The sequence below is a fragment of the Telluria sp. ZB2R32 genome (assembly GCF_059685715.1).
In genome coordinates this window covers 84,463-105,195 of the sequence record NZ_JCASIG010000005.1, presented here as the reverse complement: position 1 = coordinate 105,195, position 20,733 = coordinate 84,463, and the positions used below count along the sequence as shown (strand labels likewise).

Below are 20,733 nucleotides of genomic sequence, written 5' to 3'. Positions count from 1 at the left end.
TCTCGAACGTCATTCATAGCGCAGGGCTTGCGCCGGATTGATGCGCGCCGCCTTCCAGCTCGGGTAGAGCGTCGCCAGAAAGGCGAGCAGCACGGCCAGGCCGCCGATGCTGGTCACGTCGGGCCAGCGCAGTTCCGAGGGGATCTCGCTGATCAGGTAGATCTCCTTCGACAGGAACTGGATGCCGAGCACGCGTTCGATCGCCGGCACGATGACGTCGACGTTGAGCGCCACCGTCACCCCCAGCAGCACGCCGAGGGCGCTGCCGAGCAGGCCGACCAGCGTGCCCTGCACGATGAAGATCTTCATGATCGAACGCGGCGAAGCGCCCAGCGTGCGCAGGATCGCGATGTCGGACTGCTTGTCCTTGACCGTCATGACCAGCGTCGACACCAGGTTGAAGGCGGCCACCGCGATGATCATCGCCAGGATGATGAACATCATGCGCTTTTGCGACTGCACGGCCGCGAACCAGATCGTGTTCACCTGCGACCAGTCGCGCAGCACCACGTCCTCGCCCAGGCTGCGGCGCAGTTCCGCCGCCACCTGCGGCGCCGCGTGCATGTCGCGCAGGCGCAGGCGCACGCCGGCGGGACCATCGATGCGGCCGGCCGTCACGGCGTCGTCGATGTGGGCAAAAGCGAGCGTGGAATCGAATTCGTAGTGGCCGGCTTCGAAGATGCCGGCGACGGTGAAGGTCTGGGTGCGCGGCGCGGCCGGGGCTGCGCTACCGCCTGCACTCCCTAGCAGCATCGTCACCCGTTCGCCCACTGTCACTTCCAGCGACTTGGCCAGCGCGCTGCCGAGCACCACGTTCATCGAACCGGCCGTGAGTTTGTCGAGGCTGCCCTGGCGCATCTGCCGCGCCACTTCGGATACCTTGCCCTCCTCGACCGGCAGGATGCCGCGCAGCAGGACCGGCTTCATGACGCCGTCGCGCAGCAGCATGCCCTGCACGTCGGCGAACGGTGCGGCGGCAAGCACGTTCGGATTACGCGCAGCGTCGCGGCCGACCGCGCGCCAGTCCGGCATGGCGCCGCGCACGTCGTAGACTTCGATGTGGGCCAGCACCGACAGCATGCGGTCGGTGACTTCCTTCTGGAAACCGTTCATCACCGACAGCACCACGATCAGGGCCGCGACGCCGAGCGCGATGCCGGCCACCGAGATCATCGAGATGAAGGAAATGAAGCGGTTGCGGCCGCTACGCTTGCCGGCGCGCGTATAGCGCAGCCCGACCAGCGCTTCGTACGGCAGCTTGTAGATGATGCTCATGTGTTTAAGTATTTGACAACCGACCCGCAGTTTGCCACACAAAGCTCATCCATGACAGTGCGCCACGCCACGAAAGGCGGGCTGCGCTTGCTGGAACTTCGCGCGGCGGATGCAGGTCGAACGGGTGAGTCCGCACGAGGACTCGCGCGCGATGGAGGCGGCATGCTGCGGCACGCGTTCGAGGCACCCCTGTTTTACCTGCCCGGCCCGCTCTTCCGGCAAGCGGACCGGTGTGGCGCCATGGGCACGGTTCCCGCCCCCCAAACCGGCGCCGCCCGCTCGCGCCGGCCCCATTTCGCCTACAATCACGGGATGTCCCAGATCACGCTCGTCCTGCCCTTCGCCCTTCCCATTCCCGAATTCGCACCCGACCTGGTGCGCGCCCTCAGTACGCCAAGCCATGCGCCGGCCCTGGCCGCGCTGCTGTCGCGCACGCGCAGCCATGCGCGCGTGCCGGTCGACGATTCGATCCGCGCCTTGCCGCACGAGCAATGGCTGGCGCGCGCCCTCGGCCTGCTGGACGCCGGCCGCCCCGCCTTTGCGGCAGAAGCCATGCGCGCCTGCGGCCTGCAACCCGAGGCGGGCACCTGGTTCATCGTCAACCCGGTGCATATCGAAATCGCGCGCACCCACCTGATGATGGGCGACCCGGCCAGCCTGCGCCTGCCCGATGCCGACAGCCGCGCCCTGTTCGAGGCCGCGCTGCCGTATGTCGAGGAAGCCGGCCACACGCTGCTGTATGGCGATGCGCACACCTGGTTCCTGCGCGCGGACGAGTGGAACGGCCTCGACACAGCCACGCCCGACGCCACACTGGGCATGGACCTGACCGACTGGATGCCGATCGGCGAGCCCGCGGCCGCCTTCCGGCGCCTGCAGAACGAAGTGCAGATCCTGTGGCATACGCACCCGGTGAATGCGGCGCGCGAGGCGCGGCGCCAGGCGCCCGTCAACGCCTTCTGGATCTGGGGCGCGGCCGACGCGACGCGGCGCAAGGCACCGGCAGCGCCGAAGCTTGCCACCTTCGATGCGCACGGCGCCATTGCCATCCTCAGCGACACCCGCGTGACCGACCTGGCCGACTTTATCGCCAAAGCCAGCGGCGACACCATCCTGTATTGCGCCAGCGCCGCCCCGTATGCGGTCGGCGCCGACTGGGGCGGCTGGGTCGCCCAGCTGCAGCAGCTTGAAGCCGCGCTGTTCGCACCCATCTTGGAGGCCTTGAAGAAGGGCCGCGTGCGGACAGTAGCGCTGGTGCTGAGCCGCCGCGACGCGCATGCCGAATTCGCCACCACCGCCCTGGCGCAACGCACTTTCTGGCGCCGCCCGACCCTGGACCGACTACTTTGAGCACCCCGCTGTGATTACACGCATTACCACCCGCCCCTGCCCGTTCCGCCAGTCCGAAATGCTGCGCCAGGGTGGCGTGCATCCTGTGCTGGCCCGTATCTACGCCGCGCGCGGCCTGTTCGATGCGCGCGAACTGTCGTGCGAACTGAACGCCCTGGTGCCGCCTGGCGGCCTGAAACACATCGACGCCGCCGCCGTATTCCTGGCCGATGCCATCGCCGCCGGCAAGAAGATGACCATCGTCGCCGACTACGACTGCGACGGCGCCACCGCCTGCGCCACCGCCCTGCGCGGCTTGCGCGCGATGGGGGCGCAGGTCGACTACATCGTGCCCGACCGCGTGGTGCACGGCTATGGCCTGACACCCGAGATCGTCGCACTCACCGCGAACGAGAAATCGCCCGACATCATCGTCACCGTCGACAACGGCATCGCCAGCGTCGACGGCGTCGAGGAAGCGAACCGGCGCGGCATCGACGTCGTCGTCACCGACCACCACCTGCCGGGCGATCATCTGCCGCCGGCGCGCGTCATCGTCAACCCGAACCAGCCCGAGTGCGGCTTCCCCAGCAAGAACCTGGCCGGCGTCGGCGTGGTGTTCTACGTGCTGCTGGCCCTGCGCGCGGAACTGCGCCGGCGCGGCGTGTTCGATGCGCAGAACCAGCCCAAGCTCGACAACCTGCTCGACCTGGTGGCGCTGGGCACGGTCGCCGACGTGGTCAAACTCGACGCCAACAACCGCATACTGGTCGCGCAGGGCCTCAAGCGCATGCGCGCCGGCCGCATGCACGCCGGCGTGGCGGCGCTGTTCCGGGTGGCGGGACGCGAGGCGCGCTGCGCGTCTCCGTTCGACCTCGGCTTTGCCGTCGGCCCGCGCCTGAACGCGGCCGGGCGTTTGCAGGACATGGCGCTCGGGATCGAATGCCTCACCACGGACGACGAAGGCCGCGCCTGGGCCATCGCCCAGCAGCTCAACGAGATCAACCTGAAGCGGCGCGAGATCGAGGCCGACATGCAGGACGCGGCCCTGCTGCACCTGGACGCGTTCGAACCAAGCGACAGCAGCACCATCACCGTGTTCGACGACAGCTGGCACCAGGGCGTGATCGGCATCGTCGCCTCGCGCCTGAAGGAAAAATTCTTCCGCCCGACGATCACCTTCGCGCCCGGCGGCACTGGCCTGATCAAGGGTTCGGGTCGCTCGATTCCGGGCTTTCACATGCGCGACGCGCTCGACCTGGTCTCGAAAAAAGTGCCGGGCCTGATCGACAAGTTCGGCGGCCACGCAATGGCGGCCGGTTTGACGATGAAGGCCGAATCCTTCGAGGCCTTCCAGCAGGCCTTCGAAGCAGTCGGGCGCGCCTGGCTGACCCAGGCCCAGCTCGAGCGCGTGGTCGAGACCGACGGGCCGCTCGAAGACGAGTTTTACTGTACCTCGTTCATCGAACTGATGGATGGCCAGGTGTGGGGACAAGGCTTCGCGCCGCCGGTGTTCTGCGACGAATTCCGCGTGCTGAGCCAGCGCATCCTGAAAGAGAAGCACCTCAAGCTGCTGCTGGAACGGAACGGGCGGCGCTACGATGCGATCTGGTTCGGGCGCACCGATGGCTTGGGCGACCGCGCGCGGGTGGCGTTCCGGCTCGATGCGAACGAATACAACGGTGTGACCAAGGTGCAGTTGTTGGTGGAGCACGCGGAGCCGGCGTGAGGGCGGTTTGCCAGCGATCCGGTTGTTTTGAACGGTGCGGCATGCGAACGCACGACCGCGTGGGCTCGAGAGCCCACCCTACGGTGCACCACCGCGCATAGCAAGTTCATGAAACGGTTGCGTTACGTAGGGTGGGCACTTGTGCCCACGCGGTTGTACAGCTCCGCATCAGCACAGCGGTTTGAACTCCGCGCCCATGCTCATCCGCCCCCGCCGCCATGCTAATATCACGCACGCCGGGTCGCGTGGACCCGACAGGTTCCAGGAGCGGCAGGCATGAGCGAAGCACAGGAAGTGACCTTGGTAACGGGCGGCAGTTCCGGCATTGGCCGGGCCATCTGCGAAGCGCTGCTGGCGCAGGGCCGCAGCGTCGTCAATCTCGACTATAAAACCCCGGACTGGGGCCACGACAAGCTCGTGTCGCTGCAGGCCGACCTGACGAAGCAAGACGAGATCGCGTCCGCCGCCGGCCAGATCGCAGCGCAGTATACCGTCACCGCGATCGTCAACAACGCCGGCGCCACCCGCCCCGGCAGCATCGACGCCGCCACCATGGCCGACCTCGACGACGTCGTCGGCCTGCACCTGCGCGCGCCGATCCTGCTGCTGCAGGCTTGCCTGCCGGCCCTGCGCGCTTCAGGCCGCGGGCGCATCGTCAACATCGCCTCGCGCGCCGCGCTCGGCAAGCCCGAACGCATCGTGTATTCGGCCACCAAGGCCGGGCTGATCGGCCTGACGCGCACGCTGGCGCAGGAACTCGGCGGCGACGGCGTCACCGTCAACGCGGTCGCGCCCGGCCCGATCGCCACCGAGCTGTTCAGGAACAGCAATCCGGAAGGCGCGCCGCAAACCCGGCGCATCTTGGAGAGCATCGTCGTCAAGCGCCTCGGCACGCCCGAGGACGTGACGCGCGCGGCGCTGTTCTTCCTGGCGCCGGAAAATGGCTTCGTCACCGGCCAGGTGCTGTACGTCTGCGGCGGCACCACGCTCGGCGTTGCCCCTGTCTAGAAACACCCCATCACAATTAAAAAGGAGACCCTCATGACCCGTTCCCGTGTCGTCATCGCCCCCAAGCGGCGCGCGCTCACCGTCGCCGCGCTCGCCGCCGGCATCCTCGCCTCCGTGCCTTTCGTCGCCCAGGCGCAAGCCGCGTTCCCGGCGCGCGCGCTGACCATCGTCGTGCCGTTCTCGGCCGGCGGCACCACCGACATCCTGGCGCGCGTGGTCGGCCAGTACCTGTCCAAGGACCTGGGCCAGCCGGTCATCATCGACAACCGTCCCGGCGCCGGCGGCAACATCGGCGCGCAGATGGTGGCGCGCGCCGCGCCGGATGGCTACACGCTGCTGATGGGCACCGTCGGCACCCACGCCATCAACCAGAGCCTGTACAAGAAGATGCCCTTCGATCCGATCAAGGACTTCCAGCCACTCACGCGCGTGGCGCTGGTGCCGAACCTGCTGGTCGCGCACCCGTCGCAGCCGTACAAGACGGTGAAGGAACTGATCGCCTACGCCAAGGCCAATCCGGGCAAGGTCAACTTCGCGTCCTCGGGCAGCGGTACCTCGATCCACCTGTCGGCCGAGATGTTCAACCAGATGGCCGGCGTCGACATGCAGCACATCCCGTATAAAGGCAGCGCGCCGGCGCTGAACGACCTGCTCGGCGGCCAGACCGCGATCATGTTCGACAACATGCCGTCGGTGATCGGCCACGTCCGCGCCGGCAAGCTGCGTCCGATCGCCGTCACCACGCCGCAACGCTCGCGCGCCCTGCCCGACGTGCCGACGATCGCCGAATCGGGCGTACCCGGCTACAGCGCCACTTCCTGGTTCGGCCTGCTGGCGCCCGCCGCCACGCCGGCGCCGGTGGTGGCGAAGCTGAACGCGTCGATTTTAAAGGCGCTGGCCGATCCGGAAGTGAAGAAGAAGTTCGCCGAACAGGGCGCCGAGCCGCATGGCGAGAAGCCGGAACAGTTTGCCGAGTTCATTCGCAGCGAGACGGCGAAATGGGGGCAGACGGTCAAGGCGTCGGGCGCGACGGCGGATTGATCGGTTCGCGCATGCGCATCGTGTGATACGGCGTGGGCACAAGTGCCCACCCTACCGCGGGCAATCGCATCCCCGGTCAAATACCACGCGCCACGTCCCCGGCCCTTCCAGCCGCCACACCGAATTGAACCTGCCGATCTGCTTCCCCGCCGCATCCCGCACCGGCCCGCTGCTGTAGGCCAGCGTCCCCGACGCCAGCACCTCGACCTCGTCCGGCGCCCACGAGAACGGCGCCTCCGGCCTGTCGAAATAAGTGCGCCAGGCTGCGGCCACGGCCTCCTTGCCGCGCCGCGCGCCGCCGGGCCCCATGAAGACCGCCTCGCGCGACAGATGATTCGCAAACGCCTCGAAGTCGCGCCGCGCCATGGTGGCGGCGAACTCGCGTTCCGCCTTGAACACTTGCTGGCGCGCGTCGCCCGGCGCCACGCGTGCGCCGCGCGCGATGCCGATGGCCGTGAGCGCAATGCAGGCCACCACCGCAAACAGGATTCCCGCCGATCGCCATCGCATTGGAATAACCTTTTCCTTTTGACAAGTCGGCGCCAATTCTGTCACGGCGCACACGGCTTGACAACTGTCAGTTGCAACGGTTACGGAATCGGAGTATAAATACTCCAAAATCGGAGAAACCCATGAACCTTGCCTACTCCTACCCGAAGAGCCGCTTCGAGCCGGCGGTGCTGGTCGACCTCAATTCGCGCGCCGAGCGCGAGCGCCTGTCGAAGTCGGCCCTGGTCGGCTTCTTCAAGCTGGCCGGCGCCTGGCAGTTGCGCGACGAAGATGCGCGCGAGCTGCTCGGCGGCCTGTCGGCGTCGAGCTTCTACGACTGGAAGAAGAACCCCGACCGGGTGCTCGAAGTGGACCGCATCACCCGCATCTCCTACCTGCTCGGCATCTACAAGGCGCTGCACATCCTGTACGGCGACAAGCTCGCCGACGAATGGGTGATGCTCCCCAACAGCAACCTGATTTTCGGCGGACGCACGCCGCTGGCCCTGATGATGGGCGGCGGCCTGCTGGCCATGCAAACGGTGCGCAAGCTGCTCGACGCGCGCCGCGGAGGCCTCTGATCTTGCCCGCGCTGCCCAAACTGACGGGCCTGCGCCAGTTCGACACCTGCCGCCTGCTGCCCTCGCGCTTCGCCGACCTCGAGGATTCGGTGCTGGCGCCGCTGTCGGACAACGACGCCACCCTGCGCGACCTGTTCGACCTCGACAACGCCACCAACGAGCGCCTGCGCTACGAGGCCGGCCTGTTGCCCGGCATCGGCATGGACGAGCTGGTGTTCGGCGTACCGAATTTCCGCATCATCAATGCGGCCTATACCTATGCCCGGCCCGAAGGCAGCCGCTTCAACGACGGCGAGCGCGGCGCCTGGTACTGCGCATTCTCGCTCGAGACTGCCTTGGCCGAGGTCAGCTTCCACAAGACGGTCGAGTACCAGGAAATCGGCCGCTTCGACGACAGCCTCACCTACCAGGCGATGCTGGCCGATTTCAACGCCACCTTCCACGACATCCGCGGTGCGCGCGGCTTCAACAAATACCTCGATCCGCGCAGCTACGTCGCCTCGCAGGACCTGGCCGCGACCCTGCTCGACCTCGGCTCGATGGGCATCATCTACCCGAGCGTGCGCCATCCCGGCGGCATCAACCTGGCGTGCTTCCGCCCCGCCCTGGTCGGCAATGTGCGCAAGGGCCAGGCCTATCGGTTAACATGGGCGGGTTCGCCGACGCCGGCGGTCGAGATTATTTGAATCAGAATCATGAAAACGAAACCCGAGAACGACACCGAACTGCACGACAAGATCAACCGCGAAACCGGCCGCATCGGCTGGAGCGAGCTGGAGCGCCACTTCGCCCAGGGCAACGTCATCTACGTCAGCGAAGCGCTCGACCTGATCGACGTCGCCATGCGCATCTCGCACGACGACAAGGACAGCATCGCGCGCTGGATGGCCGACGGCCAGGTGGCCAAGGTGTCCGACCTGCAGGCGCAAACCTGGAGCGCGGCCGAGGCCTTCCTGTGGGCGGCCGTGGTGCATCCGTTCATCCTGGTGCAGCCGGAGAAAAAGCAGCTGCACTAATTGCAACATCGCCATCGCGCGATGTTGCAAATTTGCCGCACAGCATCATTTCCTGCTGCTGCGCTGCTATACTCGTCCTGAACAGATCGAATGCGGCCATTGCGCCGCGACCGCCTCTCCGGCGGCCATCGACGAATCGACAGCGGCTGCCGCCGCCAATTCATCAGGAATCCAACGTGAAAAACCTCAAGATCGGCGTCCGCCTGGGCGCGGGATTTGCCATCGTCCTCGCCTTGCTGCTGGCGGTGACCGTAACCGCCTTGCTGCGCATGCAGGAAGCCGGCGACATGACGAGCCGGCTGGTGCATACCAGCATCAAGAACCAGCGCAACGTCGCCGAATGGGGCAAGCTCATCGAGCTCAACAGCGCAAGGCTGCACACCGCCTACGTGAGCGAGGACACGGCCGTCATTGACCAGGCCGAGGCCCAGATGAAGGCGGCCTCGGCGCGCTCCACCGAACTGCAGAACCTGATCGAAGCCTCGCTGCGCAATGAAGCCGTGCGCAAGCAATTCGCCATCGTCAAGGGCCTGCGCGACCCTTATCTCGCCGCCCGCGCAGACCTGTTCACGGCCAAGCGCGCCGGCGATGTCGAAGGCGCCGACAAGATCTACACCGAGCGGCTCACGCCGGTCAGCACCGCCTTCCTGGCCGCAACCGATAAACTGGCCGCGATGCAGATCGAGGCCGCCGACGGCGTCGCCGCCACCATCCTTGCCTCCTACGAGCACACCCGCATCATCCTGATCGCCCTCGGCCTGGCCGCCCTGCTGCTGGGCGCCGCCTGCGCCTGGCTGATCACGCGGTCGATCACGGTCCCGCTCGGCCATGCCGTCGGCTTCGCCCAGCGCGTGGCGCGCGGCGACCTGACCAGCCGCGCCGCGGCCACCCAGCGCGACGAAACCGGCGACCTGCTGCGCGCCCTGGCCAGCATGTCGGCGGCGCTGGCCGGCATCGTCGGCCACGTCAGGAGCGGCACCGGCGCGATCGCCACCGCCTCCCACGAAATCGCCAGCGGCAACGCCGACCTGTCGAGCCGCACCGAGCAGCAAGCCGGCTCGCTGGAGGAAACCGCCTCTTCGATGGAAGAGCTGACCTCGACCGTGCGCCAGAACGCCGACAACGCCCGCGAAGCGAACCTGCTGGCGCGAAAAGCGGCCAGCATCGCCGGCGAAGGCGGCGCCGTGGTGGCCGAAGTGGTCGCCACCATGGGGTCGATCAACGCATCCTCGCGCAAGATCGTCGACATCATCAGCGTCATCGACGGCATCGCCTTCCAGACCAATATCCTGGCGCTGAATGCCGCGGTGGAAGCGGCCCGCGCCGGCGAACAGGGCCGCGGCTTCGCGGTCGTGGCCGGCGAAGTGCGCAACCTGGCGCAGCGTTCGGCGGGCGCGGCGAAAGAGATCAAGCTGCTCATCGACGATTCGGTGAACAAGGTCGCGGCCGGCACCGGCCAGGTCGACCGCGCCGGCGCCACCATGGGAGAGATCGTGCGCAGCATCGAGCACGTGACCACCATCATCGCCGACATCGCCAACGCCAGCGAAGAACAGAGCGCCGGCATCGAGCAGGTGAACAGCGCGATCGTCGACATGGACCGGGTCACGCAGCAGAACGCAGCCCTGGTCGAGGAAGCGGCGGCGGCCGCCGAATCGATGCAGGACCAGGCCGCAAGCCTGGCGCAAGTGGTCAGCACCTTCAAGCTCGACGATACCGCTGCGGCGCCGGCAGCACCGGCGCGTGCGGGCGCGCCGGCGCCACTGGCGCTGGCGGCTTGACTTTCCCGGTCGCCGCCGGCCCGTGGATCGGGCAGCGGCTGAACGCCGCGCGCGGCCGCGATCCGGTCCTCCGGCCAGGGCACCGAGGCGTCCTCGATCGGCATCGCGTCGTTGTCGACGCATAGCTGCACCCCGCAACTCCCATTCAGCGCCAGCGCCCTCCTCGCAACCGAGAATGCACCGATCGGCGCGCCCTGCCAGAGGGATCGCTCATGCCGGGCCCTGTCTGCTCCGACCGGGGATCAGGCGGCGGCGAGGCGCCCCTGCGCCGCATGCGCCGGGTGTGCGTGACAGGCGCGGCGCGCCGGCGCGATGCCCTGCGGCGCCAGCTGGAAGGTATTGACGACGCCGGCCAGTTCGTCGGCCTGCATGCTCAGCGACTGCGCCGCGGCCGAGGCTTCCTCGACCAGGGCCGCGTTTTGCAGCGTCATTTCGTCGAGGCGCACGATGGCCTGGTCGACCTGGTCGATGTCGGCGCTCTGGGCGCGCGTCGCATCCGAGATCTGGCCCATGATGGCGGTCACGCGCTGCACGCCTGTCACCACCTTGCGCATGGTGTCGCCGGCCTGGCCGACCAGCACCGTACCGGCGCCGACCTTGCCGACCGAATCCTCGATCAGCGCCTTGATCTCCTTGGCGGCCGAGGCCGAGCGCTGCGCCAGGTTGCGCACTTCGCTGGCCACCACCGCGAAACCGCGGCCCTGCTCGCCCGCACGCGCCGCCTCCACCGCCGCGTTGAGCGCGAGGATGTTGGTCTGGAAGGCGATGCCGTCGATGACGGAAATGATGTCCTCGATGCGGCGCGAGGACTGTTCGATCAAGCGCATGGTCGCGACCACGCCCTCGACCGCGGCGTCGCCTTCGAGCGAGATGTTCGAAGCGTCGCCGGCGAGCTTGCTGGCCTGGGCCGCGTAGTCGGCGTTCTGCTGCACCGAGCCGATCAGCTGCTTCATCGAGCCGGCGATCTGCGCCAGCGCGGCGGCTTGCGTTTCGGTGCGTGTCGAGAGGTCGAGGTTGCCGCTGGCGATTTCGGCCGAGGCCGAGGCGATGGCGTCGGTGCCGCCGCGCACGCGGGCGACGATGCCGGACAGGCTGTCGCGCATGGCGCTCATCGCATACAGCAGGCTCGCCGGCCGCGCGCGTTCGGTATCGACCTGGTGCTGCAGCTGGCCCGCCGCAATCTCGCGCGCGACGGCGGTGGCATACGCCGGTTCGCCGCCCAGCTGGCCGATCAGGCTGCGCGTGATCGCCAGGCCGATGCCGGCGCACAGCAGCGCGCACAGCACGCTCAGGGCCGTGATCCAGTAGCGCGCGCCCGAGGCTTCGGCTGCAGAAGCGGCGCCGGCGGCGACGGTATTGGCTTGCAGCTGCTCGAGGAGGACGTCGATGTCGGCCACGATCTGGCGCCGCAGCGGGCTGCACTCCTCGACCAGGAAGGTGCCGAAGGCCTCGCGCTGGCCGGCCGTCACGAACGCGCGCGGACGCGCCAGTTCGCGCGCCATCGCCGTCAGCCCCGCGCGCACCTTGCGCCAGGCTGGATCGTCCGCCAGTACTGGATCGAGTTTGGCCAGCGCGGCCAGGTACTCGGCCTTCCTGGCGTCGACGATGTCGAGTTCGCGCGCGGCTGCCGCCGGGTCCTGGAAGATGAAGGCGTTGCGCGCCGCGATGCCGGTCTGGTCGAGCGCCTCGCGCGCCTGGTAGAGCGGCTCGAGGCGGGTCGCGCGGAAGCTTTCTGCGTTCTCGAGGCTGGCCTCGATACTGTTGACGCGCACGATCGCGAAGCCGGCGAGCGTGATTGTGACGAGCAGGACGAGCGCGAACGCGGCATACAGCCGTGTCGCGAGGCTGAGTGTGGACAGCTTCACATGCTTCTCCAGAAAGATTGGGGGTGGCCAGGGCACGACCGAGAAATAATGACGAAAATCATGATTATTGTGCATGATCAATTTCTAAATTGCAACCAAATTTGCTTTTTTTGTCGTTTTATTCCTCATTTGGCGGGACATAAGCGTTACACGCGGCGAAATTCATCAAATCGGGTATACTCACCGAAACCAGCAGGAATATTTATGAACAGTAATACAATGGAAGAGGATCCGATCCTCACAACCAGTGCCGCCGCCCGCCTGCTGGGCGTAGCTACCAGTACCGTCCAGCTCTGGATGGAAAGTGGCGCGATCGATTCGTGGAAAACGCCAGGCGGCCACCGCCGCACGCGCGAAAGCCATATCCGCGCCCTGATGAGCAAGGTAGCGGGCCAGCACGTGCCGCATGAACGGCGCCAGCCGCCGACGCCGACCGACCCCGATTTCCTGCCGCATCCCGATCCGGCCTTCCCGGTGCCAGACGACGAAGCACAGCGCCTGGCCGCGCTGGCCGCGATCGACCTGGTCGACAGCCTGTCCGAAGAGCGTTTCGAGCGCATCGTGCGCCTGGCCTCGAAAGTGACCGGATCGCCGATCGCCCTGATTTCGCTCCTGACCGCGCGCCGCCAGTGGTTCAAGGCACGCGTCGGCCTGCCGGCACAGCAGTCGCCACGCGAGTGGGCCTTCTGTACGCACGCGATCCTGCAGGACGGTCCGTTCGTGATCGAAGATGCGATGAGCGACGCGCGCTTCTCCGGCAACCCGCTGGTGCTGGCCGATCCGCACATCCGCTTCTACGCCGGCGTCCCGCTGCGCGACCGCGCCGGCCTGGCAATGGGCACCCTGTGCGTGATCGACCGCGAACCGCGCAAGCTGCGCGCGTCGGAGCTGCAGGCACTGGTCGACCTGGCCGCGATTGCCGCGGGCGAGATCGAGGCGTCGGTCAAGGACTGAGTTTGCCCTGCACGTAGGGCGGGCATGCCCGCCCTACGGGTGCTGCAATGCGTGCGCCGCCTGGCGCATCAGCAGTTCCGCCTGGCGCGGATCGGGCTCGCGCATGGCCAGCTCCTGCAAGGCCGCCGGATAGCCCAGCGCGGCCGCTTCTTCCAGCCAGCGCCGTGCGGCGCCGGCGTCGGCCGGCATGCCCTCTCCTGCCGCCAGCATGTTCGCCAGGGTGAACATCGCCTCGGGCAGTCCGCCGCGCGCGGCGATGCCGATCCAGTGCGCCGCCAGGCCGGCATCGACCGCCACGCCTGTACCGTTTCGGTACATCAGCCCCAGCTTGTAGGTATCCTGCGCCTGCACCGCGGCCGTCGACTGCACCTGTGCCGGCGTGGCCTGCACCGCGCCGACACCCGCCAGTGCCAGCACCAGCACCAGCACCAGCATCTTCATTTCGCCAGATCCAGCCTGTACAGCGCAAACCCTTTGCCCAGTCCATCGTCGGCGCGCAGCTGGCTGACGTTGTCCAGCCCGGCCGCCTGCGCCAGTTCCAGCATGCCCGGCGCCGAATGGAATACTACCGGTCCGGCCGTCTTCACCGGCGTGAAGCGCCAGCTGCGCGCGGCGCCGTGGCTGGCGCGGGTCAGCTTCCCGACGTCGCGAATGTAGGCGATCAAGACGTCGCGGCTGGTGTCGGGCGAGGCGAGGATGGTCTTGCTGCCGTCCAGGCCGGGGAAGTTGCCGCCGCCGCTGGCGCGGTAGTTATTCGTGGCGACGATGAATTCCTGTTCCGGCGCGACCGGCACGCCGCGCAAGGCGAGCTTGCGGATGCGCGCGCCGGCAGGCTGCGTCACGTCGATCTCGTAGCTGATCTCGGGCGAGGTCGGCGTGTCGAAGTTGTAGCTTGGGACAGTCGGGTTGACCAGCTCCTGCGCATCGGTCTTGTTCGGGTCGATGGTGTTGAAGCGGCGCGCCGAAGTCTCGAGCCAGGCTTTCAGGCCAGCGCCGTCGATCTTCACCGCATACAGCGCGTTCGGATACAGGTAGAGGTCGGCCGCATTGTTCAGCGCCAGGTTCCCGGCCGGGACGTCGGTGAAATCGAAGGCGCCGGCCAGGCCGCTCTTGAACGGCGCCGACATCGACAGCACTGGCAGCTTCGCATACTGCGGCAGGTTGGCCGCCACGTAGTTCTTCACGTACTGCGTCTGCGCCGCATTCACCACCGCGATCGCCGAGGTGTCGCCGACGTCGGCGAAATACGTCGTCATGCGAAAGTCGGTGCTGCCGACCGGCGTCTTGACGTAGCCGATGGTCGCCTCATGCTCCTCGCGGATCAGCGCCAGCACCGCCGGATCGGCGGCAACAAAACTCTTGTCGGCATTCTGGGCGCTGCGCGCTTCGACCACGGTCTTGTCCTTCTCGATCGTCCAGCCCTTGCCGTCGGCGCGCAACTGCAGCGCGATCACGCCCAGGTGCTTGCCCCACAAATTCGCCATCACGGTCGGCACGCCGTGTACCAGCCCCTTGGCCTTGTCCACGCCCGGCAGGTTGAATTGCGGCGCCGTGCTGGCGGCGTTCGGGAACAGCTGGTGCGAATGCCCGAGCAGCATCGCGTCCACGCCCGGCACCTGCGCCAGGTACCAGCCGGCGTTTTCCATCTGCGGCGTGTACGGATTGGCGTCCAGGCCGCCGTGGGCGATGGCGACGACGATGTCGGCGCCCTTCCTGCGCATCTCGGGGATGTATTGCAGCGCCGCCTCGCGCACGCCGGTGGTATAGACCTTGCCGTCGAGCCAGCGCTTGTCCCAGGACATGATGGTCGGCGGCGTGAAGCCGATGATCCCGACTTTGACGATCGCCGAGATCGCGCGGCCGCTCGCATCCTGCGCACGCACCTTTTTCTCGATGATGCGGTAGGGCTCGAACAGCGGCTTCTTCGTCTTCACGCTGTAGACGTTGGCCAGCACCTGCGGAAAGGCCGGGCCGGCGCAGCGCTTGGGCTGCTCCACGCCGACAACCTGGAAGCGCTTGCCCGTCACCTGCGACAGGAAGCCGAGGCCATAGTTGAACTCATGGTTGCCGATCGAGGCGCCGTCGTACTTCAGCGCGTTCATCACCTTGTAGATACCCAGCGTCTGGTCGCAGCGCAGCGGCTTGACGAGCGCCTGGTAGTCGGCCAGCGCATTGCCCTGGATGGTGTCGCCGTTGTCGAACAGGACCGTGTTGGCAAACTCCTCACGCGCCTGCGCGATCAGGCGCGCGGTGCGGTCGAGGCCGATCGACGGTTCCTCGGCCAGCTTGAAGTAATCGTAGCCGACCACGTTCGAGTGCAGGTCGGTGGTTTCCAGCACGGCGAGGGTGGCGCTGGCGCCTTTGGGCGCGGCCGGCGCGGCGAGGGTCGGAAGGCTGAACGTGGCAGGCAAAAGCGCAATGCCGATTTGACAAGGAATGGAGAGGCGCATGGGAATTCGTCGGTTGGGAACGGGGCCGATGATACGGCAGCTACGCAAGCCGGGGCAAGTTGGCAGGCCATCGTGGCGCCCGCGTCACCGGCACGCGCAGCCACTGGGGTATAATCGAAGGTTCGATTCAACTCATTTAGACGCCAAGATCATGGAAGCTGAACGCATCAACGCCATCTCCGCCCTGCTGAACGACCTGACCGGTCGCGAGGCCGAACTTCGGAGGTATCTTTGACTTCGATCGGAAGTCGGAGAAACTAGAGCAGGTCAACGAAGAACTCGAAGATCCGACCGTCTGGAACGACCAGAAGCGGGCGCTCGATCTCGGTAAAGAGAAAAAGGCCCTGGAAGGCGTCGTGCTGACGCTGGAAAAAGCCAAGGCCGACCTCGCCGACGCCGCCGACCTGTTCGAGATGGGCCGCGAAGAAGGCGACGACGATACCATGGAAGCCGTGGGCGCCGACCTGGAAGCGGTCAAGGCGGTCATCGAGCAGATGGAATTCCGTCGCATGTTCAGCAACCCGATGGACCACGCGAGCTGCTTCATCGACATCCAGGCCGGCGCCGGCGGTACCGAAGCCCAGGACTGGGCCTCGATGCTGCTGCGCCAGTACCTGCGCTATTGCGAACGCAAGGGCTTCAAGGCCGAGATCCTGGAACAGTCCGACGGTGAAGTCGCCGGCATCAAGACCGCGACCATCAAGGTCGAGGGTGAGTACGCCTATGGCCACCTGCGCACCGAAACCGGCGTGCACCGCCTGGTGCGCAAGTCGCCGTTCGACTCGGCCAACGGCCGCCACACCTCGTTCACTTCGCTGTTCGTGTATCCGGAAGTCGACGAGTCGTTCGAGATCGAGATCAACCCGGCCGACGTGCGCATCGACACCTACCGCGCATCCGGCGCGGGCGGCCAGCACATCAACAAGACCGACTCCGCGGTGCGCCTGACGCACGCGCCGTCGGGCATCGTCGTGCAGTGCCAGAACGACCGTTCGCAGCACCGCAACAAGGCCGAAGCCTTCGACATGCTGCGCGCCAAACTGTTCGAACTCGAAATGCGCAAGCGCATGGCCGAGCAGCAGAAACTGGAAGACTCGAAGACCGACGTCGGCTGGGGCCACCAGATCCGTTCCTACGTGCTCGACCAGTCGCGCATCAAGGATTTGCGCACCGGCTTCGAGACCGGCAACACCAAGAACGTGCTCGACGGCGACCTGGACGACTTCATCTCGGCCTCGCTCAAGCAGGGCGTCGGCGCATGAGCGCACGCATGACAGTCGATAAGCGTGCGCTGATCTTCGACATGGACGGCACCATCGTCGACAACATGGCCTTCCACACCCAGTCGTGGATCGCCTTCTTCGAGCGCCGCGGACGCGCCATCGATGCGGACGAATTCTTCCGCACGACGGCCGGCCGCCAGGGCCAGGAAATCATCCGCTCCTACCTGGGCGCGGACCTGGCCGACGATGAAATCGCTGTCCTGAACCACGAGAAGGAAGCCGTCTACCGCGAGCTGTACGCGCCGCACCTGAAAAGCGTCGCCGGCTTCGAAGACCTGATCGCCGATGCGCGCTCGCAAGGCATCCTGCTGGCGGTCGGCACGGCCGCGCCGCCGGCCAACGTCGAGTTCACGCTCGACGGCCTCGACCTGCGCCGCCATTTCGAGACCGTCGTCGGCGCCGCCGACGTGGCGCGCGGCAAACCGCATCCGGACGTGTTCCTGGAAGCGGCGCGCCGCTGCGGCGCCGCACCCGCCGACTGCATCGTCTTCGAAGACGCGCCGCTGGGCGTCGAAGCTGCGCGCCGCGCCGGCATGCGCGTGGTGGTGATCACCACCACCCTGCGCGCCGATGCCTTTTCCGAATTCGACAACGTGATCGCGATCGTCGACGATTTCTCGTCGCTCTCGCTCGAGACGCTGTTCGCCTGAATAAACACACAAGAGTTGAACCCACCATGACTACGGAAAACCAAGAGAACACGCCAGTGCCGGCGGAATCGGCCGCGACCGCGGACGACAACAAGATCATGACCGAGCGCCGCGCCAAGCTGGCCGCGATCCGCGAACAGGGCGTCGCCTTTCCGAACGACTTCAAACCCCAGGATAAGGCGGCTGCGTTGCACGAGAAGTACAGCCACACCTCCCGCGAAGAGCTGGAAGAAAAAGCGATTCCCGTGGTGCTGGCCGGCCGCATGATGCTCAAGCGCGAAGCCGGCAAGAAGGCGGCGTTCGCCACGCTGCAGGACGCCTCCGGCCCGCGCGCCGACGGCCGCATCCAGATCTACGTGACCCTGGACGCGACCGGCGAAGCGGCGATGGAAGCTTTCCGCACCTACGACCTCGGCGACATCCTCGGTGTCGAAGGCACGCTGTTCAAGACCAAGGTCGACGAACTGACGATCAAGGTGAATAAGCTGCGCCTGGTGACCAAGGCGCTGCGTCCGCTGCCGGACAAGTTCCACGGCCTGGCCGACCAGGAAACCAGGTACCGCCAGCGCTACGTCGACCTGATCATGAACGAAGAGACGCGCCGCACCTTCAAGGCGCGTACCGCCGCGCTGTCGTCGATGCGCCGCTTCATGGAAAAGAACGACTTCATGGAAGTCGAGACCCCGATGCTGCACCCGATCCCGGGCGGCGCCGCGGCCAAGCCCTTCATCACCCACCACAATGCGCTCGACATGCAGATGTTCCTGCGTATCGCGCCGGAGCTGTACCTGAAGCGCCTGGTAGTGGGCGGCTTCGACCGCGTGTTCGAGGTGAACCGCAATTTCCGCAACGAGGGCGTGTCGATCCGTCACAACCCCGAGTTCACGATGATGGAGTTCTACGCGGCCTACACCGACTACACCTGGCTGATGGACTTCACCGAAGCGATCATCCGCCAGGCCGCGGTCGATGCCCAGGGCACGGCCGTGCTGTCGTACGGCGGGCGCGAGCTGGACCTGTCGAAGCCGTTCCAGCGCCTGACCATTGTCCAGGCCATCAACAAGTACGCGCCCGGCTACACGGCCGAGCAGCTCGACGACGCCGATTTCATCAAGGCGGAACTGAAGAAATTCGGCGTCAAGCCCTTCGCCACCGCCGGCCTGGGCGCGCTGCAACTGTCGCTGTTCGAAGAGACCGCCGAAGCGCAGCTGTGGGAGCCGACGTACATCATCGACTACCCGGTCGAAGTCTCGCCGCTGGCACGCGCCTCGGACACCCGCGCCGGCATCACCGAGCGCTTCGAATTGTTCATGGTCGGCCGCGAGATCGCCAACGGCTTCTCGGAGCTGAACGATCCGGAAGACCAGGCCGCGCGCTTCCTGTCGCAGGTCGAAGCCAAGGAAGCCGGCGACGACGAAGCGATGTACTACGACGCCGACTACATCCGCGCGCTGGAATACGGCATGCCGCCGGCCGGCGGCTGCGGCATCGGCATCGATCGCCTGATCATGATCCTGACCGACTCGCCGAACATTCGCGACGTGCTGCTGTTCCCGCACCTGCGCAAAGAGGACTGATCGTTTGATCGAATGAAAAACGGGACGCCAAGGCGTCCCGTTTTTTTGTAGGGTGCGCACGCGGTACGGCATTCGCATATCGAAACACAATTCACACGCCGTACCGCGTGGGCATGAATGCCCACCCTACGAAAACCTTACTGCACGATCGTATAACAAGGCACGTATGCCTTGCCCGGCAATTTCATCCGGCTCTGCTCGACGAACGAGGACAGCAGCGCATCCATCGGCCCCATGATCTCGCTGTCGCCATGGATCTCGTACTTGCCGTGCTTCTCGATCTCGCGGATGCCCTCTTCCTTCACGTTGCCGGCCACCACGCCCGAGAACGCGCGGCGCAGGTTGGCGGCGAGCAGGTGCGTTTCCTGGTTCTTGTGCAGCTTCAGGTTGCGCATGTTCTCGTGGGTCGGCTTGAACGGCTTCTGGAATTCATGGTCGATTTTCAGGAGCCAGTTGAAGTAGTAGGCGTCGCTCCTCGCCTTGCGGAATTCGCGCACCCCCTTGATCCCGGCGGCCATCTCGCGCGCGACCGCGTCCGGGTCGTCGATGATGATCTTGTAGCGGGCCTGGGCGCGCGCTCCCAGCGTCCGGGCGATGAAGCCGTCGATCTGCTCGAAGTATTCGCGCGCGGTGGCCGGGCCGGTGAAGACCAGCGGGAACGGCATCTCGGCGTTGTCGGGATGGAGCAGGATGCCGAGGATGTACAGGATCTCTTCGGCGGTGCCGGCGCCGCCCGGGAACACGACGATGCCGTGGCCGGTGCGCACGAAGGCTTCCAGGCGCTTTTCGATGTCCGGCATGATGACCAGGTCGTTGACGATCGGGTTCGGCGACTCGGCGGCGATGATGCCGGGCTCCGAGATGCCGAGGTAGCGTCCGCCGTGCAGGCGCTGCTTCGAGTGGCCGATCGCGGCGCCCTTCATCGGGCCCTTCATCGCGCCCGGACCGCAGCCGGTGCAGATGTCGAGTTCGCGCAGGCCGAGCGCGTAGCCGACCTCTTTCGTGTAGTTGTATTCGACGCGGTTGATCGAGTGGCCGCCCCAGCACACGACCAGGTTCGGGTTGCGCTGCGGCTGCAGCACGTTGGCATTGCGCAGGATGTGAAACACCGCGTCGGTGATGCCTTCCGGCTTGCTGAGATTAAATTTCGGGTTTTCGGTGATCTCGAAGTGGACGTAGACGATGTCGCGCAGCACGGCAAACAAGTGCTCGTGAATGCCCTTGATCATCTTGCCGTCGACGAAAGCGATCGAGGGAGCACCGCGGATGTCGAGCTTGATGCCGCGCTCACGCTGGATGACGCTGATCTCGAAGCTGCTGTAGCGCTCGAGGAGCTCCTTGCCATCGTCGATCGAACTGCCGCAGTTCAGGACCGCGAGCGCGCACTTGCGAAATATGTTGTAGAGGCCGCCCTGGCTGGTATCGAGCAGCTTGGCCACCTCGGCCTTCGAGAGGACTTCAAGGCGACCTTCGGGAGAAATCAGGACATCGACGACTTCGTGGTTCATGCAGGTCTTCCTTTCAAATACGCCGGAAACAAAGGCCTCCGGAAACAATTCTGACTGTTTCACCAATATACGACAACTGGCCCCGGGACGCCTGCGCACGTGTGCCGAAGTGGTGCGTGAGTGGTGCACTCCGGCAACATAATCGACCACTGAGGCACCACCTGCGCGCGTGTTTACCACAATGACAAAAATTTTTC

General features: G+C 66.3%; 18 protein-coding genes. 12 read left to right on the top strand and 6 right to left on the bottom strand.

Annotation, left to right across the window (positions count from 1 at the left end; genetic code table 11):
* Positions 1 to 9 precede the first annotated feature (9 nt).
* Positions 10 to 1,275 (bottom strand): lipoprotein-releasing ABC transporter permease subunit, encoded by a 1,266-nt coding sequence (locus AC56LG_RS15660; RefSeq protein WP_497166994.1) that lies wholly within the window; start codon positions 1,273 to 1,275, stop codon positions 10 to 12.
* 312 nt (positions 1,276 to 1,587) lie between these two features.
* Here AC56LG_RS15660 and AC56LG_RS15655 point away from each other — a divergent pair, with 312 nt between their 5' ends.
* The 4 genes from AC56LG_RS15655 (at position 1,588) to AC56LG_RS15640 (ending at position 6,382) form a co-directional block, all read left to right on the top strand.
* Complete coding sequence (locus tag AC56LG_RS15655; protein ID WP_497166993.1) at positions 1,588 to 2,625, top strand: hypothetical protein; 1,038 nt, start codon at positions 1,588 to 1,590, stop codon at positions 2,623 to 2,625.
* Between the two features lie 13 nt (positions 2,626 to 2,638).
* The gene (recJ, locus tag AC56LG_RS15650) at positions 2,639 to 4,333 is read left to right on the top strand and encodes a single-stranded-DNA-specific exonuclease RecJ (RefSeq protein WP_497167374.1); all 1,695 of its coding nucleotides are present in this window, start codon (positions 2,639 to 2,641) and stop codon (positions 4,331 to 4,333) included.
* A gap of 276 nt (positions 4,334 to 4,609) precedes the next feature.
* The gene (locus tag AC56LG_RS15645) at positions 4,610 to 5,341 is read left to right on the top strand and encodes an SDR family NAD(P)-dependent oxidoreductase (RefSeq protein WP_497166992.1); all 732 of its coding nucleotides are present in this window, start codon (positions 4,610 to 4,612) and stop codon (positions 5,339 to 5,341) included.
* 33 nt (positions 5,342 to 5,374) lie between these two features.
* Positions 5,375 to 6,382, top strand: coding sequence for a Bug family tripartite tricarboxylate transporter substrate binding protein (locus AC56LG_RS15640; protein ID WP_497166991.1), 1,008 nt, complete (start codon positions 5,375 to 5,377; stop codon positions 6,380 to 6,382).
* A 51-nt stretch (positions 6,383 to 6,433) separates the two neighbouring features.
* Here the strand turns inward: AC56LG_RS15640 and AC56LG_RS15635 are convergent, their stop codons facing one another.
* Positions 6,434 to 6,892, bottom strand: coding sequence for a YybH family protein (locus tag AC56LG_RS15635; RefSeq protein ID WP_497166990.1), 459 nt, complete (start codon positions 6,890 to 6,892; stop codon positions 6,434 to 6,436).
* A 122-nt stretch (positions 6,893 to 7,014) separates the two neighbouring features.
* On the opposite strand from AC56LG_RS15635, the gene AC56LG_RS15630 reads away from it, so the two are divergent.
* From AC56LG_RS15630 to AC56LG_RS15615, 4 genes are all read left to right on the top strand, one after another.
* Positions 7,015 to 7,452 (top strand): antitoxin Xre/MbcA/ParS toxin-binding domain-containing protein, encoded by a 438-nt coding sequence (locus AC56LG_RS15630; RefSeq protein WP_192050335.1) that lies wholly within the window; start codon positions 7,015 to 7,017, stop codon positions 7,450 to 7,452.
* 2 nt (positions 7,453 to 7,454) lie between these two features.
* A complete protein-coding gene (locus AC56LG_RS15625) occupies positions 7,455 to 8,138 on the top strand; it encodes an RES family NAD+ phosphorylase (protein WP_497166989.1) in 684 nt (227 codons plus the stop codon).
* Between the two features lie 9 nt (positions 8,139 to 8,147).
* On the top strand, positions 8,148 to 8,468 hold the full coding sequence (locus AC56LG_RS15620) for a DUF2288 domain-containing protein (RefSeq protein ID WP_497166988.1): 321 nt from the start codon (positions 8,148 to 8,150) through the stop codon (positions 8,466 to 8,468).
* A gap of 176 nt (positions 8,469 to 8,644) precedes the next feature.
* Positions 8,645 to 10,249 carry a methyl-accepting chemotaxis protein gene (locus tag AC56LG_RS15615; protein WP_497166987.1) on the top strand — a complete coding sequence of 535 codons (1,605 nt, stop codon included), beginning with the start codon at positions 8,645 to 8,647 and terminating at the stop codon, positions 10,247 to 10,249.
* A 242-nt stretch (positions 10,250 to 10,491) separates the two neighbouring features.
* Here the strand turns inward: AC56LG_RS15615 and AC56LG_RS15610 are convergent, their stop codons facing one another.
* Positions 10,492 to 12,114: a methyl-accepting chemotaxis protein gene (locus tag AC56LG_RS15610; RefSeq protein ID WP_497166986.1), complete on the bottom strand. Its 1,623-nt coding sequence runs from the start codon at positions 12,112 to 12,114 to the stop codon at positions 10,492 to 10,494.
* Between the two features lie 204 nt (positions 12,115 to 12,318).
* Here AC56LG_RS15610 and AC56LG_RS15605 point away from each other — a divergent pair, with 204 nt between their 5' ends.
* Complete coding sequence (locus AC56LG_RS15605) at positions 12,319 to 13,068, top strand: GAF domain-containing protein (protein WP_497166985.1); 750 nt, start codon at positions 12,319 to 12,321, stop codon at positions 13,066 to 13,068.
* Between the two features lie 33 nt (positions 13,069 to 13,101).
* Here the strand turns inward: AC56LG_RS15605 and AC56LG_RS15600 are convergent, their stop codons facing one another.
* Positions 13,102 to 13,509 carry a tetratricopeptide repeat protein gene (locus AC56LG_RS15600; RefSeq protein WP_497166984.1) on the bottom strand — a complete coding sequence of 136 codons (408 nt, stop codon included), beginning with the start codon at positions 13,507 to 13,509 and terminating at the stop codon, positions 13,102 to 13,104.
* Complete coding sequence (locus AC56LG_RS15595) at positions 13,506 to 15,518, bottom strand: bifunctional 2',3'-cyclic-nucleotide 2'-phosphodiesterase/3'-nucleotidase (protein ID WP_497166983.1); 2,013 nt, start codon at positions 15,516 to 15,518, stop codon at positions 13,506 to 13,508. The genes AC56LG_RS15600 and AC56LG_RS15595 overlap by 4 nt, the downstream gene beginning before the upstream one ends.
* 151 nt (positions 15,519 to 15,669) lie before the next feature.
* On the opposite strand from AC56LG_RS15595, the gene prfB reads away from it, so the two are divergent.
* The 3 genes from prfB (at position 15,670) to lysS (ending at position 19,028) form a co-directional block, all read left to right on the top strand.
* Positions 15,670 to 16,780, top strand: a protein-coding gene (gene prfB / locus AC56LG_RS15590) for a peptide chain release factor 2 (protein WP_497166982.1) whose coding sequence is annotated in 2 segments (ribosomal slippage) — positions 15,670 to 15,750 and positions 15,752 to 16,780 — 1,110 coding nt in all. Because the reading frame shifts where the segments join, the coding sequence is not laid out codon by codon here.
* Positions 16,781 to 16,788: 8 nt separating this feature from the next.
* On the top strand, positions 16,789 to 17,451 hold the full coding sequence (locus AC56LG_RS15585) for an HAD family hydrolase (protein ID WP_497166981.1): 663 nt from the start codon (positions 16,789 to 16,791) through the stop codon (positions 17,449 to 17,451).
* 26 nt (positions 17,452 to 17,477) lie between these two features.
* Positions 17,478 to 19,028 (top strand): lysine--tRNA ligase, encoded by a 1,551-nt coding sequence (gene lysS / locus AC56LG_RS15580; protein WP_497166980.1) that lies wholly within the window; start codon positions 17,478 to 17,480, stop codon positions 19,026 to 19,028.
* A 137-nt stretch (positions 19,029 to 19,165) separates the two neighbouring features.
* On the opposite strand, the gene ppnN is transcribed toward lysS, so the two are convergent.
* The gene (gene ppnN, locus AC56LG_RS15575; RefSeq protein WP_497166979.1) at positions 19,166 to 20,536 is read right to left on the bottom strand and encodes a nucleotide 5'-monophosphate nucleosidase PpnN; all 1,371 of its coding nucleotides are present in this window, start codon (positions 20,534 to 20,536) and stop codon (positions 19,166 to 19,168) included.
* Positions 20,537 to 20,733 lie beyond the last annotated feature (197 nt).

Excerpts from the sequence above, each read along its gene's own strand:
- AC56LG_RS15660 (WP_497166994.1), bottom strand. The coding sequence starts at position 1,275 with ATGAGCATCATCTACAAGCTGCCGTACGAAGCGCTGGTCGGGCTGCGC.
- AC56LG_RS15655 (WP_497166993.1), top strand. The coding sequence starts at position 1,588 with ATGTCCCAGATCACGCTCGTCCTGCCCTTCGCCCTTCCCATTCCCGAA.
- AC56LG_RS15645 (WP_497166992.1), top strand. The coding sequence starts at position 4,610 with ATGAGCGAAGCACAGGAAGTGACCTTGGTAACGGGCGGCAGTTCCGGC.
- AC56LG_RS15640 (WP_497166991.1), top strand. The coding sequence starts at position 5,375 with ATGACCCGTTCCCGTGTCGTCATCGCCCCCAAGCGGCGCGCGCTCACC.
- AC56LG_RS15635 (WP_497166990.1), bottom strand. The coding sequence starts at position 6,892 with ATGCGATGGCGATCGGCGGGAATCCTGTTTGCGGTGGTGGCCTGCATT.
- AC56LG_RS15630 (WP_192050335.1), top strand. The coding sequence starts at position 7,015 with ATGAACCTTGCCTACTCCTACCCGAAGAGCCGCTTCGAGCCGGCGGTG.
- AC56LG_RS15620 (WP_497166988.1), top strand. The coding sequence starts at position 8,148 with ATGAAAACGAAACCCGAGAACGACACCGAACTGCACGACAAGATCAAC.
- AC56LG_RS15605 (WP_497166985.1), top strand. The coding sequence starts at position 12,319 with ATGAACAGTAATACAATGGAAGAGGATCCGATCCTCACAACCAGTGCC.
- AC56LG_RS15600 (WP_497166984.1), bottom strand. The coding sequence starts at position 13,509 with ATGAAGATGCTGGTGCTGGTGCTGGTGCTGGCACTGGCGGGTGTCGGC.
- AC56LG_RS15595 (WP_497166983.1), bottom strand. The coding sequence starts at position 15,518 with ATGCGCCTCTCCATTCCTTGTCAAATCGGCATTGCGCTTTTGCCTGCC.
- AC56LG_RS15585 (WP_497166981.1), top strand. The coding sequence starts at position 16,789 with ATGACAGTCGATAAGCGTGCGCTGATCTTCGACATGGACGGCACCATC.
- lysS (WP_497166980.1), top strand. The coding sequence starts at position 17,478 with ATGACTACGGAAAACCAAGAGAACACGCCAGTGCCGGCGGAATCGGCC.
- ppnN (WP_497166979.1), bottom strand. The coding sequence starts at position 20,536 with ATGAACCACGAAGTCGTCGATGTCCTGATTTCTCCCGAAGGTCGCCTT.